This window comes from Rhizobium sp. BK008 (assembly GCF_014197345.1).
Classification (GTDB): domain Bacteria; phylum Pseudomonadota; class Alphaproteobacteria; order Rhizobiales; family Rhizobiaceae; genus Rhizobium; species Rhizobium anhuiense.
Window position 1 is genome coordinate 193,608 of record NZ_JACIFK010000009.1, and the last position, 17,261, is coordinate 210,868.

At 60.7% G+C, this 17,261-nt stretch carries 17 protein-coding genes; 8 read left to right on the plus strand and 9 right to left on the minus strand.

Annotation, left to right across the window (positions count from 1 at the left end; translation table 11 throughout):
* Positions 1 to 2: 2 nt before the first annotated feature.
* Complete coding sequence (locus tag FHT69_RS28690; RefSeq protein ID WP_028756737.1) at positions 3 to 749, minus strand: SDR family oxidoreductase; 747 nt, start codon at positions 747 to 749, stop codon at positions 3 to 5.
* Between the two features lie 28 nt (positions 750 to 777).
* Complete coding sequence (locus FHT69_RS28695) at positions 778 to 1,965, minus strand: MFS transporter (protein WP_183845269.1); 1,188 nt, start codon at positions 1,963 to 1,965, stop codon at positions 778 to 780.
* A gap of 96 nt (positions 1,966 to 2,061) precedes the next feature.
* Here FHT69_RS28695 and FHT69_RS28700 point away from each other — a divergent pair, with 96 nt between their 5' ends.
* Both FHT69_RS28700 and FHT69_RS28705 read left to right on the plus strand, forming a co-directional pair.
* Positions 2,062 to 2,958, plus strand: coding sequence for a LysR family transcriptional regulator (locus FHT69_RS28700; protein WP_097543330.1), 897 nt, complete (start codon positions 2,062 to 2,064; stop codon positions 2,956 to 2,958).
* A 136-nt stretch (positions 2,959 to 3,094) separates the two neighbouring features.
* Complete coding sequence (locus tag FHT69_RS28705) at positions 3,095 to 3,892, plus strand: creatininase family protein (protein ID WP_097543329.1); 798 nt, start codon at positions 3,095 to 3,097, stop codon at positions 3,890 to 3,892.
* Here FHT69_RS28705 and FHT69_RS28710 read toward each other — a convergent pair.
* A complete protein-coding gene (locus tag FHT69_RS28710) occupies positions 3,855 to 4,844 on the minus strand; it encodes a LysR family transcriptional regulator (protein ID WP_028756733.1) in 990 nt (329 codons plus the stop codon). The two genes, FHT69_RS28705 and FHT69_RS28710, sit on opposite strands and share 38 nt — an antisense overlap.
* 183 nt (positions 4,845 to 5,027) lie before the next feature.
* Here FHT69_RS28710 and FHT69_RS28715 point away from each other — a divergent pair, with 183 nt between their 5' ends.
* The 6 genes from FHT69_RS28715 (at position 5,028) to FHT69_RS28740 (ending at position 11,092) form a co-directional block, all read left to right on the plus strand.
* A complete protein-coding gene (locus FHT69_RS28715) occupies positions 5,028 to 6,044 on the plus strand; it encodes an ABC transporter substrate-binding protein (protein ID WP_097543328.1) in 1,017 nt (338 codons plus the stop codon).
* A 67-nt stretch (positions 6,045 to 6,111) separates the two neighbouring features.
* A complete protein-coding gene (locus FHT69_RS28720; protein ID WP_097543421.1) occupies positions 6,112 to 6,936 on the plus strand; it encodes an ABC transporter ATP-binding protein in 825 nt (274 codons plus the stop codon).
* Complete coding sequence (locus tag FHT69_RS28725) at positions 6,936 to 7,790, plus strand: ABC transporter permease (RefSeq protein ID WP_047616733.1); 855 nt, start codon at positions 6,936 to 6,938, stop codon at positions 7,788 to 7,790. The genes FHT69_RS28720 and FHT69_RS28725 overlap by 1 nt, the downstream gene beginning before the upstream one ends.
* Positions 7,790 to 9,103, plus strand: a complete 1,314-nt coding sequence (locus FHT69_RS28730) for a cytosine deaminase (protein WP_047616732.1) — start codon at positions 7,790 to 7,792, stop codon at positions 9,101 to 9,103. Before FHT69_RS28725 ends, FHT69_RS28730 begins: the two co-directional genes overlap by 1 nt.
* A 1-nt stretch (position 9,104) precedes the next feature.
* Positions 9,105 to 10,514 carry an FAD-binding oxidoreductase gene (locus FHT69_RS28735; RefSeq protein WP_047616731.1) on the plus strand — a complete coding sequence of 470 codons (1,410 nt, stop codon included), beginning with the start codon at positions 9,105 to 9,107 and terminating at the stop codon, positions 10,512 to 10,514.
* A complete protein-coding gene (locus tag FHT69_RS28740; RefSeq protein ID WP_028756728.1) occupies positions 10,511 to 11,092 on the plus strand; it encodes an NAD(P)H-dependent oxidoreductase in 582 nt (193 codons plus the stop codon). The genes FHT69_RS28735 and FHT69_RS28740 overlap by 4 nt, the downstream gene beginning before the upstream one ends.
* Here the strand turns inward: FHT69_RS28740 and FHT69_RS28745 are convergent.
* From FHT69_RS28745 to FHT69_RS28770, 6 genes are all read right to left on the minus strand, one after another.
* Complete coding sequence (locus FHT69_RS28745; protein ID WP_183906289.1) at positions 11,089 to 11,478, minus strand: RidA family protein; 390 nt, start codon at positions 11,476 to 11,478, stop codon at positions 11,089 to 11,091. The genes FHT69_RS28740 and FHT69_RS28745 overlap by 4 nt on opposite strands.
* A 126-nt stretch (positions 11,479 to 11,604) precedes the next feature.
* Entirely contained in the window at positions 11,605 to 12,426 is an 822-nt protein-coding gene (locus tag FHT69_RS28750) for a carbohydrate ABC transporter permease (RefSeq protein ID WP_028756726.1), read from the minus strand.
* A 3-nt stretch (positions 12,427 to 12,429) separates the two neighbouring features.
* Positions 12,430 to 13,296 (minus strand): carbohydrate ABC transporter permease, encoded by an 867-nt coding sequence (locus FHT69_RS28755; RefSeq protein WP_028756725.1) that lies wholly within the window; start codon positions 13,294 to 13,296, stop codon positions 12,430 to 12,432.
* 56 nt (positions 13,297 to 13,352) lie between these two features.
* Positions 13,353 to 14,684, minus strand: a complete 1,332-nt coding sequence (locus FHT69_RS28760) for an extracellular solute-binding protein (protein ID WP_047616729.1) — start codon at positions 14,682 to 14,684, stop codon at positions 13,353 to 13,355.
* A gap of 53 nt (positions 14,685 to 14,737) precedes the next feature.
* Entirely contained in the window at positions 14,738 to 16,255 is a 1,518-nt protein-coding gene (locus FHT69_RS28765) for a putative N-acetylmannosamine-6-phosphate 2-epimerase (protein WP_132574841.1), read from the minus strand.
* Between the two features lie 68 nt (positions 16,256 to 16,323).
* A complete protein-coding gene (locus FHT69_RS28770) occupies positions 16,324 to 17,073 on the minus strand; it encodes a GntR family transcriptional regulator (protein ID WP_028756722.1) in 750 nt (249 codons plus the stop codon).
* Between the last annotated feature and the right edge of the window lie 188 nt (positions 17,074 to 17,261).

Here is a 17,261-nt window from a genome sequence, read left to right on the forward strand (position 1 = left end):
CGTCAGACCGGCTGAGCAGTCGGCCGAAACAGGATCTCATTGATATCGACGTCGTCGGGTTCGTTCACCGCGAACGCGACGGTGCGGGCGAAGGTATCTGCACCGACCGCGATCTTGCTGACGAATTCCCTCGTGCCGGCCTGGATATCCTTCTCGCTGATATGCTCGAGCAGTTCGGTACTGACTGCGCCGGGAGAAATGATCGTCGTGCGGATATTGTAGGGCTTTACTTCCTTCCGCAGGCCTTCGGACAGGGCGCGCACGGCAAATTTGGTGGCGCAATAGACGGTGGCACCGGGGTCGACCACATGACCGTAGACGGACGAGACATTGATGATGTGCCCGGATTTCCGGGCCTTCATGTGCGGAAGCGCTGCGGCGATGCCATAAAGTACACCCTTGATGTTGACGTCGATCATACGGTCCCACTCATCGATCTTGAGCCGTTCGAGTGGTGCAAGCGGCATCAGACCGGCATTGTTCAGCATCACGTCGATGCGGCCGAACTCCTCCACCGCAGTGTCCACCAGTTTCTTGACCTGGTTCCGGTCGGTGACGTCGGTGGAAACGGCCTTGGCCTTATAGCCTCTAGCGGTCAACTCGCTCGCCAGCGCATCGATGCGCCCGCTTCGGCGCGCGCCGAGGACGACGAGAGCGCCGCGCTCGGCCAGATGGCGTGCCGTGGCCTCGCCAAGCCCGCTGCTTGCGCCTGTGATGACGACGACTTTGTTTTCAATGCCCTGAGACATGCCGATCTCCTTTGTCGAATTCGGAAGGTTAAGTGCGAGGGCTCGCCAGAGCGGCGAGCAGGGCTGATCCCGCGAGCAGGACGGCGGCGAGCAGGAAGGCGCTCCACCAGCCGGCAGTGTCGAACAGCACCCCGCCCGCAAAGGCGCCACCGGCGATGGCGAATTGGATCAATGCCACCTGCAGCCCACCGCCGGCTTCAAGTTCGCCGGGAATGATGCGTGTCATCCAGGTATTCCAGGCCACCGGAATAGGGGTGGTGAAGACCCCCCACAGCACCAGCAGGGCTGCTGTGACGGCCGTGAAGGGACCGAGGGCAATCAGCAGAAGGGCAAGCATCGCGAGCCCGCTCGGCAATCCGATCAGCAGGGCGGCAAGATGCCGCCGGAGGACGAAGCCGACAATGGATGTTCCCGCCAGGCCGCCAATGCCGAGCCCGAGAAGCATCATCGACAGTCCGTTCAATTCAACGCCCGTGACGCTTTCGAGGAATGGGCGCAGATAGATCGACAGTGCGTTCTGGCCGATGAAAGCGAGGCTGGTCGCCGCCATTCCGATCGCGAATCTGCGATTGCGCAGCAGTCCGAAGATTCTGGCAACCGAGACCGCTGCCGTTGCCGGCATCTTCGGCAGGACGGCCAATTGCCATACGAGCGCAGCCAGACCTATCGGAACCGTGATGAAGAAGGTGCCACGCCATCCGATCAGCCCGCCGAGGAAACTACCGAGGGGCGCAGCGATGACGACCGCAAATGCGGTGCCGCCCTGGAGCAAGGCGATAGCCTTGGGCAGGTCGGCTCCAGAAGCCAGGCGTGCCAGGATGGCTGTCGACAGCGACCAGAAGCCGCCGATCGAAATGCCGACCAGCGCCCGCCCGACCAGAAAGACGAGGAAGTTCGGAGCAAGAGCCACGGCCAGACTGGAAGCGACCAGCACCGCCGTATAAAGCAGGACGACCGTTTTCCGGTCGAGCCTTGCCAAAAACGCGTTGCCGAAAAGACTGGTGATCACCGCAAAAAGGCCAGAGACAGCGATCGCTTGTCCGGCCTGACCTTCCGAAATGGCCAGATCCTGGGCGATCGGCGTCAGAAGGCTCACCGGCATGAACTCCAGCCCCACCAGGAGAAAGGTCAGAAGCGAGAGGCAGGTGACCGCAGCCCATGGAGTAACGGTGCTGTCGGCCGGAACAGTCTCGTCCAATGTCAGTTCGATGGTCATTCCGCGTTCTCCTGTCCATTGCGGAAAGAGATAGCCGGATTGGTTTTGACAGACTAGCGGCTATAATCTGCATGTTGTGATGAGGGAGATTCACCAATGCGGCGCGACGAATTCACCGAGATGCGGGCGTTTCTCGAAGTGGCCAGAGAGCGGAGCTTCACGCGCGCGGCCGCCAAGCTGGGTGTCACCCGCTCGGCCCTCAGCCATACGATCCGGGCACTGGAAGAACGGCTCGGCGTCCGCCTCCTCTCCCGTACGACACGGGATGTCGCGCCGACGGCGGCCGGGGAGCGCCTGGTGGAGAGCATCGAACCCCATTTCGAAAGCATTGCCGCCGAGATCAGCGCAATCAGCGCCCTGCGCGACAAGCCCTCGGGCCATGTCCGCATCGTATGTCCCGACGACGCCATCGCGTTGGTTTTTCGTCCAAGACTGTCAGCCTTCTTGCGAGATTATCCTGATATCATCGTGGAACTCATTGTCGACAACGGATTCACGAACATCGTCGAGCGTCAGTTCGACGCCGGCGTTCGGCTGGGCGAGGCGGTTGCACGCGACATGGTGGCCGTTCGCATCGGCTCCGATGTCTCCTATGCCGTGGTCGGATCACCCGATTATTTCGCCCGCCGTTCCGTGCCGGCAAGCCCGCAAGACCTGACCCTCCACAATTGCGTCAACCTGCGGCTGCCAACCTCCGGCGCGCTCTATGCCTGGGAATTCAAGAAGGACGCACGCGAGTTCAGCGTCCGCGTCGACGGCCAGCTGATCCTAAGCCATATCGGATCGGCGATCGATGCCGCCCTCGACGGCGTCGGCCTCGCCTATTTGCCGAAGGACCTCATCCGACGATACGTTGAAACCGGTTTGCTCCGGGAGGTCCTTGTCGATTGGTGCCCGACCTTCCAAGGCTATCATCTCTACTATCCCAGCCGCCGCCATTCCTCGCCGGCCTTCAGCGCCTTCGTCGAGGCCTTCCGGTTCAGATCCCGGTAGCATCACACCGGAGACAACTGCAGTGGAGTATTGGCGCACTCGAAAAGGCAGCGCCATGCACACAAAATGATGCTTTTCGCGCTCATCGTTATTCCCTACTTCCTGTCAAGACAGGTGACGAAAAGGGGACGACCGCATGGCGACGCCGTTTTACTGGAACGAGCTCAACACATATGATTTTGCCGGCCTTTCCCCCGAGACCACGATTGCCGTTCTGCCCATCGCTTCGACGGAACAACACGGCCCGCATCTGCCGATCGCAACCGATGTCGCCATCGCGACCGGCATGCTGGCGGAGCTGAAGAGGCAGCGGCCGGAGAATCTGGACATCCTGGTCCTTCCGACACAGGAGATCGGCAAGGCCAACGAACATATTTACGGCCCCGGCACGTTGTCTCTCAGCGCCGAACTGCTCATCCCCGTCTGGACGGCGATTGGCGCAAAGGTTGCGGAAGCCGGGCTGCGGAAGATGGTGATCGTCAATTCCCACGGCGGCAATGTCGACATCATGAGCATCGTCGCGCGTGAACTGCGCGTGCGCCATCAAATGGCGGTGGTCTCCACGCAATGGGGCCGGTTCGGCCACCCGGAAGGCATGGTCAGCGATCACGAGAGCAGATACGGCATTCACGGCGGCGATGTCGAGACATCGTTGATGCTGCACTTCCGCCCCGACTTGGTGCGTATGGACAAGGCAGAGAATTTCGCCTCGAAGGCCGAACGGATGCGGCAGCAATCCAAATATCTTCAGCCCCTGCCGCCGCATTCGCTGGCCTGGATCGCGCATGACCTCAACCCCCTCGGCGTGGTCGGCGATGCCTCGATCGCCACCGCCGAAAAGGGCGAAGCGATCTGCCGCCATCAGGTCACGGGGTTTGTTGAATTGCTTGAAGACCTCAAGGCCTATCCACTTTCGAATCTCTATGTGAAATAGGCTCGGCCGCGGATCTCGTATCAGGTGGGATATGGCCCTTGGCCTGCAATTCCTGCACCAGGCCGAGCAGTTCGGCGAGCAGATATTCGACGAAAAGGCTGGTGGCCGCGTCGAGCGGCGCCCTGGCGCGCGCAAACAGCTTCATCTGCTGGTAACGCGCATGCGGCTCGGCGATCGGACGGAAGACGAGTTCGCCGCGCCGGCATTCGGTGATGACGTCGAGCGGATTGAGCAGCGTCAGCCCGGTGCCGCATTTGACGAGTTGCTTCAGCATCTCCGATGCATTGGTTTCCAGCACCGGCTCGACAGGGATGGGCAGCCGCGCAAAGGCAAGGTTGATCACCTCGCGCAGGCTGGTGCCCGGTTGCGCCAGAACCAGTTTTTCCTGCGTGACATCGGCAAGGTTGATCGGCCCGGGACCGATCAGGTGATGGCCCGGCGGCAGCACGACACCGATCGGGATATCGAAATTTCCGAGCGTGCGGATCCCCGGCATGGCCGGGATATTGAAGCCGAGACCGATATCCACCTCGCCTGATACAACGGGGCTGGCCGTCGTGCCGCCGGTATCGTTGCGCAGCTGGACGAAGACGCGTGGATGCTCTGAAAGAAAGCGCGCGATGATTTCGGGCAGCGGCCCGGCGGCAAGGCCGACGGTCGTCACCATGCGCACCTTCCCAGCCTGCTGCATCTTGAGGCTGCGGATGCGCCCCTCCAGGCGCTCGTAATTCTTCAGCACGTCCCGGATATGTTCGATGCAGAGTTCACCGGCAGCCGTCAGCCGCAAACCGCGCGGCAGCCGCTCGAAAAGCGGCGCCCCGATCTCTTCCTCCAGCGCCAGAATCTGCCTGTTGACCGCCGATGACGCAACATTGAGGCGCGCGGCCGCCTTGCGGATCGAACCGGAACGGGCGATCTCGTTGATGTAAAGAAGGCGTCTGGAGTGCAGCATGATCTCTCCGGTGCATAAATTTTACGCAGGGCGCACAAATTATCTTCAGCTTTCCGACAGATGCCGAAAAGGCATCAATGCGCACGAATTTTGATGCTTTTCAAAGCGCAACGCAATGGCTCAAATTCCCTTAAAAGGGAGCCGACCAAGGCTTCCTTCGGTTAAAAAGGGGAACTGCCGACCATGTTGAAAGCACTGACGAAGACGCAATTCCTGAGTTGCCTCGGCCTTGCCGCGATGCTTGCCGCCGCCTCGCCGGCGCTTGCCCTCGACAAGGTGAGCTATGGGACGAACTGGCTTGCCCAAGCTGAACATGGCGGCTTCTACCAGGCCGTCGCCGACGGCACCTATGCGAAATACGGCCTCGACGTCACCATCGTCCAGGGCGGCCCGAATGCGGCAAACAGCGCGCTCCTGATCTCCGGCAAGCTCGATTTCTACATGGGCGGTCCGCAGGGAGAAATTTCCGCCGTCGAGCAGGGCATTCCGCTGGTCGATGTCGCCGCGATCTTCCAAAAGGATCCGCAGGTGCTGATCGCCCATCCGGATAACGGTGTCGACAAGTTCGAGGACCTCGCCAAGCTGAAGACGCTGTACCTCAGCAAGGACGGCTACCTCACCTATTTCGAATGGATGAAGGCCAACTTCAAAGGCTTCAAGGACGAGCAGTACAAGCCCTATAACTTCAGCCCCGCCCCCTTCCTCGCAGACAAGGACTCCGCCCAGCAGGGCTACCTGACATCAGAACCCTACGAGATCCAGAAACAGGCAGGCTTCGAGCCGAAGGTCTTCCTGCTCGCCGACAACGGCTATTCGCCCTATTCGACGATGATCACGACGACGCAGGCGATGATCGACGGCAAGCCCGATGTGGTGCAGCGCTTTGTCGATGCCTCGATCGAAGGCTGGTACAACTACCTCTACGGCGACAACACCAAGGCGAACGAACTGATCAAGAAGGACAATCCTGAAATAACCGACGGCCAGATCGCCTATTCGATCGCCAAGATGAAGGAATACGGCATCATCGAATCCGGCGACAGCCTCGACAAGGGCATCGGCTGCATTACCGACGCCCATTACAAGAAGTTCTTCGACGAGATGACCGCCATCAAGGTGTTCAAGACCGATACCGACTATACCAAGGCCTTTACGACGAAGTTCGTGTGCAAGGGCACCGGAATGGCGCTGAAGAAATAAGCCTCCCAGGCCAGGTCCGCCGCCTGCCTGGCGGCGGACCGCATCCCTTCGACAAATGAGCGAGAATATGTCCCTAGCCGAAACCAAGGCGGCGCCTTCGAAGGAAACGAAAAAGCGGCCGCTGGTTGTCATGCAATCGGTGTCGAAGGTGTTTTCCAGCGGCACGACAGCACTTTCAGGCATGTCGCTGACGGTCGAAAGCGGCGAGTTCGTTAGCCTGCTCGGCCCTTCCGGCTGCGGCAAGTCTACGGCGTTGCGCATCATCGCCGGCCTTGGCGACATCACCGCGGGCAAGATCGATTGGCCGAGTTCACGCATCAATTCGAAAGGCCTGCCCGAGGGCGATATCGGCTTCGTCTTCCAGGAGCCGACGCTAATGCCGTGGAAGACCGTCTTCGGCAACGTCTACCTGCCGTTGAAATTGCGGGGGATTTCAAAGGCGGAAGCCCGTGACCGGATTGTGGAAGCGCTGGCGACCGTCGGTCTTCAAGATTTTGCCGATGCCTATCCACGAGAACTTTCCGGCGGCATGAAGATGCGCGTATCGATCGCCCGTGCGCTGGTGACGAAGCCGAAGCTGCTGCTGATGGACGAGCCTTTTGCGGCGCTCGACGAAATCACCCGCCAGAAGCTCAACGACGACGTGCTGCGGCTGTGGCAGACGACGGGTATCACTGTGATCTTCGTGACGCATTCGGTCTTCGAATCCGCTTACCTCTCCAACCGGATCGTGGTGATGAAGGCGAGACCCGGCCGCGTGCATGCCGATTTTCCGCTGATGACCAGCCTCGAGCGGGATTCGCATTATCGAACCTCGGAACAATATCGGCAGGCCTGCGAGACGGCATCGCGTTCGTTGATCGAGGCGATCGGCGGATCGGAGGAGCACTGATGAGTGTCGAAAGCATCCAAACTGCCGAAGTCGCATCCCTGCCCGTCGCCAAACCGGCGAACGTCGGGCGGCGCGACCTGGCACTGCGCATCGCCGTGCCTTTCCTGGTCATCACCGTGCTCATCATCATCTGGGAGCTTTACGTGGTGCTCTCGGGCGTACCGCCTTACATCCTGCCCGGCCCCGGCGCCGTGGCGGCAGCCTTCGTCAATGATTGGGGTACGCTTGCGCCTGCCCTCTGGGTCACGACCCAGATTACCTTCATCTCGCTGATACTGGCGCTGATCGGCGGCGTGGGGTTTGCGATCTTTCTCGTGCAATCACGCTGGATCGAGATCGCCTTCTATCCGCTCGCCGTGATCCTGCAGGTGACGCCGATCGTGGCGATCTCGCCACTGATCCTGATCTACGCTCCCTCCACGCAGGTGGCGCTGCTCATCTGCGCCTTCCTCGTCGCATTCTTCCCCATCCTGTCAAACATGGTGCAGGGCCTGAAGAGCGTCGACCATAACCTCATCAACCTCTTCGAACTCTACGGCGCCTCGCGCTGGCAGACGCTGATCCATCTGAAGATCCCAGCCGCCCAGCCCTATTTCATGACCGGTCTTCGCATCGGCGGCGGCCTTGCGCTGATCGCCGCCGTCGTCGCCGAATTTGCCGCGGGCTCCGCCGGCGCCGGCTCCGGCCTCGCTTTCCGCCTGCTGGAAGCGCAGTACCGGATGAACATACCGCGGCTCTTCGCTGCGCTCTTGATGCTCTCCATGCTTGGGGTCGCCATTTTCGGCCTTACCACCCTCATCGCCTGGCTGAGCCTCCACCGCTGGCATGAAAGCAGCATCAAACGGGAAAACTGATGACCTATTCCTTCATATCCCCGCCAAATGCGGCCCGCTTCGTGCTGAGCAATGCGACGGTGCCCGCCGTCACCGTCGAGCCTGTCGACGTGCCGGTTACGGAAGGACTCGCCACGGTCGATATCGTCATCAGCGACGGTACGATTGCCGCCATCCGGCCGGCTGGCGCCGCACCCGCCGATTATGCCAGGATCGATCTCAAGGACGGCATGGTCTGGCCCTGTTTTGCCGATATCCACACCCATCTCGACAAGGGCCATATCTGGCCGCGTCAGGCTAATCCCGACGGCAGTTTCATGGGCGCGCTCGATGCCGTCAGGGCCGACCGGGAAGCCAACTGGTCGGCCGCGGACGTGAAACGGCGCATGGAATTCTCGCTGCGCTCCGCCTATGCCCACGGCACCAGCCTGATCCGCACCCATCTGGATTCGCTGGCGCCCCAGCACCGCATCTCCTTCGAGGTCTTTGCCGAAATCCGCGATGCCTGGAAGGAGAGGATCGCGCTGCAGGCCGTCGCCCTCTTCCCGCTGGACGCCATGGCGGACAGCTCCTTTTTTACCGATCTCGTCACCGTCGTCCGGCAAACAGGCGGCCTGCTTGGCGGCGTCACGCGCATGGGGCCGGAGCTCATCTGGCAGCTCGACACGCTCTTCAGGACTGCCGCAGAGCATGGGTTGGATGTCGATCTGCATGTCGACGAGACGGATGATCGCGGCGCCGAGACGCTGAAGGCGATCGCCGAGGCCGTGCTGCGCAACGGGTTCGAGGGCAAGGTGACCGCCGGCCATTGCTGCTCGCTCGCCCGCCAGGAAGAAGACACCGCAGCGCGCACCGTCGAGCTGGTCGCCAAGGCAGGCATAGCGGTCATCGCGCTGCCGATGTGCAACATGTATCTGCAGGACCGCTATGCCGGCCGCACCCCGCGCTGGCGCGGCGTCACCCTGTTCCACGAGCTGGCCGCCGCCGGTGTCGCGACCGCGGTCGCCTCCGACAATACCCGCGACCCCTTCTATGCCTATGGCGATCTCGATCCGGTGGAGGTCTTCCGCGAGGCCGTGCGGATTCTGCATCTCGACCACCCGCTCGATACCACGGCGCGTGTCGTCACCACCTCGCCCGCCGCCATCGTCGGACGGCCGGACAAGGGCCGCATCGCCGCCGGCGATCCGGCCGATCTCGTGCTCTTCAGCGCGCGGCGTTGGAGTGAATTCCTTTCCCGTCCGCAGTCTGACCGCGTCGTGCTTCGTCGCGGCAAGGTGATCGACCGCAGCCTGCCGGATTACCGTGAACTCGATAGCGTCGTTGGAGCCTGACATGGCCGATTATCAGAAGATCAAAAAGGAACTCGAAGGCATCGCCGTCGAAGACAATCCGGCGCTCGTGCGCCAGAAGAGCCGGGATTTCTATTGGTACTCGCCAATCCTGAAGGCGCAGCTCGACAATGTTTCCGCCGATCTCGTCGTCACGCCGAAGACCGAGGACGAGGTCATCCGGACGCTGAAGATCGCCTATGCCCACGACGTGCCGGTCACGCCGCGCGGCGCCGGCACCGGCAATTACGGCCAGGCCATGCCGCTTTCCGGCGGCATCGTGCTGAATCTTGCCGCCATGGACAAGATCAAGGAGATCCATCCCGGCCGCGTCGTCTGCGAACCCGGCATCGTGCTTGCCCAGCTCGACAAGCAGACCAAGGCCCATTCCGGCCAGGAGTTGCGCTTCCACCCCTCCACTGCCCAGACGGCGACGGTCGGCGGCTTCATCGCCGGCGGTTCGGGCGGCGTCGGCTCGATCACCTGGGGCGGCTTGCGCGACCTTGGCAACATCCTGCGCCTGCGCGTCGTCACCATGGAGGCCGAGCCACGTGTGCTCGATCTCACCGGCTGGGATCTCCAGAAAGTCAGCCACGCCTACGGCACGAACGGCATCATCACCGAGATCGAGATGCCGCTTGCGCCTGCCTATGACTGGGTCGATGTGCTGGTCGGCTATGACGACTTCATGGACGCGGTGCGCTTTTCCGACGCGCTGGCCAAATGCAACGGCATCCTCGTCAAAGAGATCGCGCCGATCGCGGCTCCCATTCCTTACGACTATTTCACCCGCCACAAGCCCTACATCCGTCAGGGCCAGTCGATCGTCGTGCTGATGATCGCGCCGCACTCCCTGGATGCCTTTCTTGCCTTCACCGCGGCGCAGAAGGGCGAGATCATGTTCCGCTCCGACACGGTGGAAAGCATGCGCGGCATTCCGCATGCCTATGAGCTGGCCTGGAACCACACGACATTGCGCGCCCTTAAGGTTGACCCGAACTTTACCTATCTGCAGGTGCAATATCCGGGACCGGACCATGTCGCCAAGGTGCGGAAGATGGTGGAGATCTTCGGCGACGAAGTGCCGGGTCATCTCGAATTCATCAAATTCGACGGTCAGATCCAGTGCTCCGGCCTGCCGCTAGTGCGCTATACCACCGAGGAGCGGCTGGAAGAGATCATCAAGATCCACCAGGACAATGGATGCCCGATCTTCAACCCGCACCGCTATACGCTTGAGGAAGGCGGCATGAAGCGCACCGACACGGTGCAGCTTGCCTTCAAGCAGGAAACCGATCCGAAAGGCCTGCTCAATCCCGGCAAGATGATTGCCTGGGAAAATCCCGATTTCGATTTCAACGCCGGCAAGAACTATCTCTTCCCCGGTCTCGCGGCCCTGATGGAGGCTTCATGAGGGTTCTCGTCCTCCACTCTCACCCGGTCGAGGAAAGTTACGGCAAGGCGCTCTACCGGCAGACCGTCGAGAGCCTTGAGAAGGCCGGGCATACGGTGGATGGCTGCGACCTTTACGAAGAGCAGTTCGATCCGGTGCTCTCACGCCGCGACCGGCTCGTCTATCACGACTATCCGGAAAATCTGAAACTGGTGGAATCGCATGTCGAGCGGCTGAAGGCGGCCGAGGGGCTGGTGATCTGCACCCCGATCTGGAATTTCGGCTTTCCGGCAATCCTGAAGGGATATTTCGACCGCGTATGGCTGCCGGGCGTTTCCTTCGAACTGGTCAATGGCAAGGTGGAATCGCGGCTGCGCCACATCCGCAAACTCGCCGCCGTCCTGACCTACGGCGCAACGCCCTTCCGCGCTTTCGCCGCCGGCAACCCGCCGAAGAAGATCGTCAAGAGAGTGCTGAGGGCGCAGATCAATCCGGTGAGGCCGGTGACCTTCCTCGCCCATTACGACATGAACAATTGCACGCCGGAGACGCGGGCAAAATTCCTCACCCGCGTCGGAGACGCGATGGAGCGCTTTTAAAAAATCTTCGCCGCCGTCACCTCGACCTCCACGAAGAATTCCGGCCGCGTAAAGCCGCCGACGACGATCAAGGTGGAAACCGGCTTCGGATCGAGGGTATAGCGATCCCGCACGGCCATATAGGCCGGAAAGTCTTCGCGCCGGGTGACGAACCCCGAAATGCGGATGACATCGGCAAAACTCATCTCCGCCTCTTCGAGAATGGCCTTGATCGCCTCGAAGCAGAGTTCCGCCTGCGCGGTCACGTCGCCCGGAACAGTATCGTCGAGACCGATACCTAACTGGCCCGAAGTGACCAACAGCGATGCGCCGGGCGGCACGAGCAGGCCGTGATTGTAATTCCCGAAAGGCCGGCGCACCGAGGCCGGATTGAAGGTCTTCTTCATCGATCGCTCTGAAATTTTCTCATAGGCCTGCAAATACCGCACCCTACAGGACGCGGCGGGATATGAGAATATCGCCACCGCCCATTATGTCTTGTGACAAGGCAGGATGAATGCCTTGAACGGATACTAGCCCTTGACAGCACCCGAGATCATCGAGCCGGAAATCTGCCGATACATGAGGAGGCCTAGAAAGGCTGGAGGCAGCGCGCCGAGGATCATCACGGCCGATGCCGTCCCCCATTGTACGCCGCCGCCGCTTGCCGCAAAAAAGAAGGAAGCGCCAACGGTCATCGGCACCGCCTTGTTTGTCGTCAGCATCAGACCGAAGAGGAACTCGTTCCAGGCGGTGATAAAGCCGAAGATGAAGGTCGTCACCAGTGCAGGACGCACGACCGGCCGAATGATGCGGATCATGATCTGAAACGAATTCGCGCCGTCCACCTTTGCCGCTTCGTCCAGTTCGAGCGGGACGTCGGAAATTGCATTGACGAGAATGACAAGCGCCAGCGGTGTGTTGACGATGGTCAGGATCAGGCCGAGACCGAGCTGGGTATCGAGCAAACCGAGCCATTGGTACATCATGTAGAGCGGGATGGCGAAAATGATCAGCGGCACGGCGCGCAGATTGACGATGATCGGCAGCAGCGTGTGCTTGCCCGCTTCGCTCCTGGCGATCGCATAGGCCGCGGGAAAGGCGAGCATGATCGCAAGCCCCGTGCCGATCAACGAAGCGACGGTGCTGTTCCAGAGGTAGGAATAGATATTGAAACGGTCCGTCTGCGTTAAAACCCGCAGGTAGTTTTCGAGAGTCGGCTGGCTGATCCACAAACCAGGATTGACCGACAGTTCGCGCGCGCTTTTGAACGACGTAACGAGTGTGACGATGATCGGAAAATTCATCGCAAGAGCTGCGGCTGCAAAAACAATCCAGCGGAGCGTGTTCATCATCGCTCACGTCCTCCTGCGGCCGGCCAGCCAGTTGAGGCTATAGAGCACGAGCAGCGAGGCAAGGAAGAGAACAACGGAAGCCGCCACCGCCTTGCCGATCGCACCCTCCTTGAAAAATGCCTGATAGATATAGATCGACAGCGACATGGTCGAGCCGCCCGCACCGCTGCCGGTCAACGCGTAGACGTTGTCGAAAACACGAAAGCCGTCGATGAAGCGAATGAAGAAGGCGATCATGAGCGTCGGCAGCATCAGCGGCAGTTCGATAAACCAAAGCAGCTTGATTGCCGACGCGCCGTCGAGGGCGGCCGCCTCGCGCACGTCGAGCGGCACGGCGACATAGGCCATGTAAAACAGCAGAAAGGCAAACGGCGTCCATTGCAGCGTTTCGACCACGGTCAGCGTCCAGAATGCGTGAGCGACGTCGAGGAAGGCCGGGCTGTCGCCGAACCACTCGAAGAGATAATAGGGCACCGGCCCGGCAAATTCGTGCAGCACCAGGCGATACATCAGTCCGATCATGGCCGGCGCCACCATGAGCGGCAGCATGAGGGGCGCCATAAGGACCGAGCGCTTTGACAGAAGAGGCGCCAGAAAAATCGCAAGAAACAGGCCGAGCAGGCATTCGATAAGCGCCGTCAAGATGCCGAAGCGCAGCGAAAAGAAAATGGCGCGCCAGAAATCCCGATCGGCAAGCACCGCCAGGTAATTGCCGAAGCCGCTCAGCGTCGGACTTCGCAGTGTCTGGAAATCGACCGTCGAGACGGAATAGATGATGTTGATGACTGCGGGAAATCCGAGGAACAGCAGCAGGAAACCCACGAGCGGCGTGAGATAGGCTCTTCCCTCGGCACGTCTTACTATGGCCATTTCGATCCGCCGGCTGGGGCCGGATGCCCTGCAAAAGACAGGGCGTCCGGCGAATATCACTTCTTCAGGAGGTCCTGCATGCCAGCCTTCGCATGAGCCAGCGCGTCATCAAGGCTCTGCTGGCCCGACCAGTAGCCGGTGAACTCTTTCGCCTGCAATTCGTAGACGGAGAGTGCGTTAGCCGAAGTCGCACCGTTCATCACGTAGCCGTACCTGCTGGCAAACTCGCCGAGTTTGACGAGATCAGGACGTTCCTTGGCGACTTTCGCCACCACGTCGGGCGCAAGAGCCGGAGAGCCGCCGCTTCGTGCATAGAGCAGGGCCGCATCCTCGGTCGCCAGCCACTTCAGGAATTTGACGGCGCCGTCCTTGTTCTTGGCGTTCTTGTTGAGGCCGAGACCAAGACCGTGAATATGGTCGGCGCGTCCGTTCGGCCCGGCCGGCGGTGCCACAATACCGGTGACGTCGGCAACTGCGGGGGTTTTCTCGGCATTGGTGAGATCCGCCGCAGCGGCATTCCACTGAAGTGCCGTGGCAGCCTGCCCGGCACCGTAGGCGGCATTGGTCTCGGCATATTCATAGCTCAGCGAATCCTTAGGCGAAGCACCGGCGTCGTAAAGCTTCTTGTAGAGTTCAAGGCCAGTCTTGTAGGCATCGGAATCAACGGTGACATTGCCGTCCTTGTCGGTCCAGTCTGCGCCATAGGAGCGCGGCAGCGACTGGAACACCATCATGTTGAAGAGCAGGTTCTTCATCTGCAATACGGTGCCATAACGCACGGGGCTTTCGGAATTCACCTGCTTCGAGAAGTAGAGAGCCGTTGCCGCCCAGTCGTCCCAGGTCCAGTTATCCGGGTCCTTCGGCTGCAATTCCTTGCCGAGATACTGCTTGGAGATTTCAGCATATTTCGCCTTTGCCGCATCGTCCTTCATCAGCGCATCGATCAGATCCTTGCGATAATACATGAAGTGCAGCGACAGATCTGTCGGCACTCCATATTGCTTGCCGTCGAACTGCATGGTCTTCAGCACGGATTCGCCAAACGTCTTTGCGGCATCGCTACCGAGGTCGACTGGCTCCATGTACGGTGCATAACGGCCGATCGAGTAGGTGGCAACGAGGTTGATGTCAAAGGCAGTCGACCCCGCTGCCATGTCGGCCTGCAGCTTGTCGTAGAAGCCCTCCCGGTTGAAGAATAAGAGTTCGACCTTGTCGGCGTCGCTGATGCCCGCAGTGGCGTTGTAGGCTTCGACGGTCGCACGAAGCGCCGTTTCTTCCGAACCACCCGGCCAGCCAAGAACGGTCACTGTCGCATTCGAGGTGCCCGGCAAAGCAACGCTTGCGAGAAGCAGGGCAAGGGCTGATAAGGACGTTCTGTTCAATGTCATCGTAGTTCCCTTTCTCTTATTGTTACGTCTGAATCCATGTTTTCTGGAATTATTCAGTCACGTCGCACTGCCAGGCTCGCCACGCCGACGATGCCGGCACGGCTGCCGAGCCTGGCGGGTACGAGAACGGGCGTCAGCCGGGCGTCGATACCCGCAAGGCAATCACGAATCCGGTCGAGGTAGGCCACTGCAAGGCCGATGCCGCCACCGATGACGATATGCTTGGGATCGAGCATCATTTGGATATCGCAGCAGAGCGTCGCTGCGCGGAATGCCGATTGCGAGATGATCGCCTCGGCCCAGGCCTCACCGCTGTTGGCATGCTCGAAAACCTCGGCGGCGGTCGCCTGATGCCCGGCCTTTGCAGCCTCGGCCGCTATCCAGCGGCCCGACGTCTGGTCTTCCAAAGGCGACTGCCCGGCGGACGGACCACGGATCAGCCCGAAATGACCGGCAAGCCCGGCAAGTGGGCGCCCGTTGACAATGATGCCGCCGCCGATGCCGGTCGAGATGGTGAGGAACACCAGATCGCCGCCATCGCCGGCACCAAACCTGTATTCTCCCCAGGCGGCCGCCTGCGCATCGTTGACGGCAAAAACCGGTTTACCGAAGGTCGCCGTCGCCTTATCGACCAGCGGATAGCGATCGGGAATGCCGAGCGTCGCCGGATTGAGCGCCGACCAGCATCCATCCTGAATGAAGCCCGTCACCGCGATGCCGACACGCGAATAGCGATCCGTCCATGATCGGATAGAGTCGGCGATCATGGCAAGCCAGGCATCGGGGCCCGTATCCCGCACCGTCGGCACCGTAATTTCAGCCAGCACTTCGCCGCCCCTGACCAGAGCCACCATCGTCTTCGTGCCGCCGATATCGATTGCAAGCGCCGTTTGGGTATCGTCGGCATCATAGGCCGCAGCGACGGCGTCGCGAAACCACGACGTCACGTGCTCGGTGCGCGTGATCGCCGAGCCTACGACGACGGCAAAAGCCCCGGCCTTGGCTGCGGCGGCAGCCTGCTCCACCGTGCGGATACGACCCTCGGCTATGACATAAGGCGTCAGCGTGTGCATGGCTGTGATCAGGCCGATATCCGGATCGACAGGCTCAGGCCCGCCGACATAGCCGGACAGCGTGGTGCCGACGAAATCGACGCCGGCCGCCAGGGCGTTGCGCGCATCTTCGAGGCTCGAACAGTCGGCCATCGTCAGCTTGCCCCTTGTCTTAATCGCCTGCACCAGCTTCTGGACGGAGACGGGACGCAGGCGATCCGTGGCGTCGAAGGCGACGATATCGGCGCCCGCATCGAGCAGCGCTTCGGCATCGGCAACGAACGGCGTGATACGCACCGGACTGTCATCGAGATCGCGTTTGACGATGCCGATGATCGGCACGTTCACGGCCGGACGAACGGCCTTCACATAGGCGATGGATTCGATCCGCAACGCTCTTGCGCCGGCATCGACGGCGGCCTTGGCGAACCCCGTCACGAATTCAGCCGTGTCCGTAGGACCGCCCGGAACCGGCTGGCAGGAAACGATAAGGCTCTTTTTGATGTCGTCGCGCTGCAATCGTGACACTCCATTTCGGCATCACGATAGTTAGAAAATACCAGATTACAACCAGTTTATAACTGGTATTATCGCCTCAGTTCGAAGACGAAGTCGTAAACGTCGCCCTTATAGCGGCTCTCGCAGTATTCGACGATCTGGCCGTCGCCGAGGAAACAACGGCGCTCCGTCATCAGCAACGGCGCTCCGGCATCGCAGTGGAGATGCTGCGCATCCTCCACCGAGGCCGCGCGTGAACGCATGCGCTGCACGGCGCGCTGCGGCAGGAAGCCCCGCGTTTCCAGCGTCTCGTAGAGAGAGTCGCCGACCATGTTGGCCGAAGGTATGAAGCGAACCGGCACCGTTGAGGTCTCGACCGCAATGGGCACGCCATCGGCGGTGCGGATACGCTTCATGCGCAGGATATTGCTATTGCCAGCAATGCCGAGCGCCATCATCTCGGTCGGAGACGGGCGGCTTATCTGCTTGGAAAGCCATATACATCCTGGAACGAGCCCCCGCGCGAGGATGTCTTCCGAAAAGCTGGTGAGCGTGGAAAGGGATTTTTCGACGCGCGATCCGACTTCCGTCTTGAAGCCGTGGCGGCGATTGAGGAAACCCTCTTCCTCGAGCAGCGCCAGCGCCTTGCGTATTGTCACCCGGGAAAGCGACAGCGTCTCGGCCAGAACACGCTCTCCAGGCAGAACGGCGCCGGCCTTAAGCGTATTCGAAAGGATCGCGGTTTCGATCGCCGCTTTCAGCCGCTTGTAGAGCGGCAGACCGGATGCTGACACCTGCAATTCCTTACCAATCGCTTCGATCAGTTCATCTGTCGCCATGATTTCTCCCGATACCGTCCGCGGCACATTCAGTTTTTTCTGTGGAATACGCCTGGATCTATACTGGTATTAGAATGAAAGGGCAATCGCCAGGCAGCGGACCAGTTCTGCGCTGCGATGCAAACCTGCCCATTTGACAGATATCCTACAAGTGGATATGTAGACTTCATCAGATGGGCGAAACCAGA

Coding starts and splice junctions, on each gene's coding strand:
- FHT69_RS28690 (WP_028756737.1), bottom strand. CDS start 749: ATGTCTCAGGGCATTGAAAACAAAGTCGTCGTCATCACAGGCGCAAGC.
- FHT69_RS28695 (WP_183845269.1), bottom strand. CDS start 1,965: ATGACCATCGAACTGACATTGGACGAGACTGTTCCGGCCGACAGCACC.
- FHT69_RS28700 (WP_097543330.1), top strand. CDS start 2,062: ATGCGGCGCGACGAATTCACCGAGATGCGGGCGTTTCTCGAAGTGGCC.
- FHT69_RS28705 (WP_097543329.1), top strand. CDS start 3,095: ATGGCGACGCCGTTTTACTGGAACGAGCTCAACACATATGATTTTGCC.
- FHT69_RS28710 (WP_028756733.1), bottom strand. CDS start 4,844: ATGCTGCACTCCAGACGCCTTCTTTACATCAACGAGATCGCCCGTTCC.
- FHT69_RS28715 (WP_097543328.1), top strand. CDS start 5,028: ATGTTGAAAGCACTGACGAAGACGCAATTCCTGAGTTGCCTCGGCCTT.
- FHT69_RS28720 (WP_097543421.1), top strand. CDS start 6,112: ATGTCCCTAGCCGAAACCAAGGCGGCGCCTTCGAAGGAAACGAAAAAG.
- FHT69_RS28725 (WP_047616733.1), top strand. CDS start 6,936: ATGAGTGTCGAAAGCATCCAAACTGCCGAAGTCGCATCCCTGCCCGTC.
- FHT69_RS28730 (WP_047616732.1), top strand. CDS start 7,790: ATGACCTATTCCTTCATATCCCCGCCAAATGCGGCCCGCTTCGTGCTG.
- FHT69_RS28735 (WP_047616731.1), top strand. CDS start 9,105: ATGGCCGATTATCAGAAGATCAAAAAGGAACTCGAAGGCATCGCCGTC.
- FHT69_RS28740 (WP_028756728.1), top strand. CDS start 10,511: ATGAGGGTTCTCGTCCTCCACTCTCACCCGGTCGAGGAAAGTTACGGC.
- FHT69_RS28745 (WP_183906289.1), bottom strand. CDS start 11,478: ATGAAGAAGACCTTCAATCCGGCCTCGGTGCGCCGGCCTTTCGGGAAT.
- FHT69_RS28750 (WP_028756726.1), bottom strand. CDS start 12,426: ATGATGAACACGCTCCGCTGGATTGTTTTTGCAGCCGCAGCTCTTGCG.
- FHT69_RS28755 (WP_028756725.1), bottom strand. CDS start 13,296: ATGGCCATAGTAAGACGTGCCGAGGGAAGAGCCTATCTCACGCCGCTC.
- FHT69_RS28760 (WP_047616729.1), bottom strand. CDS start 14,684: ATGACATTGAACAGAACGTCCTTATCAGCCCTTGCCCTGCTTCTCGCA.
- FHT69_RS28770 (WP_028756722.1), bottom strand. CDS start 17,073: ATGGCGACAGATGAACTGATCGAAGCGATTGGTAAGGAATTGCAGGTG.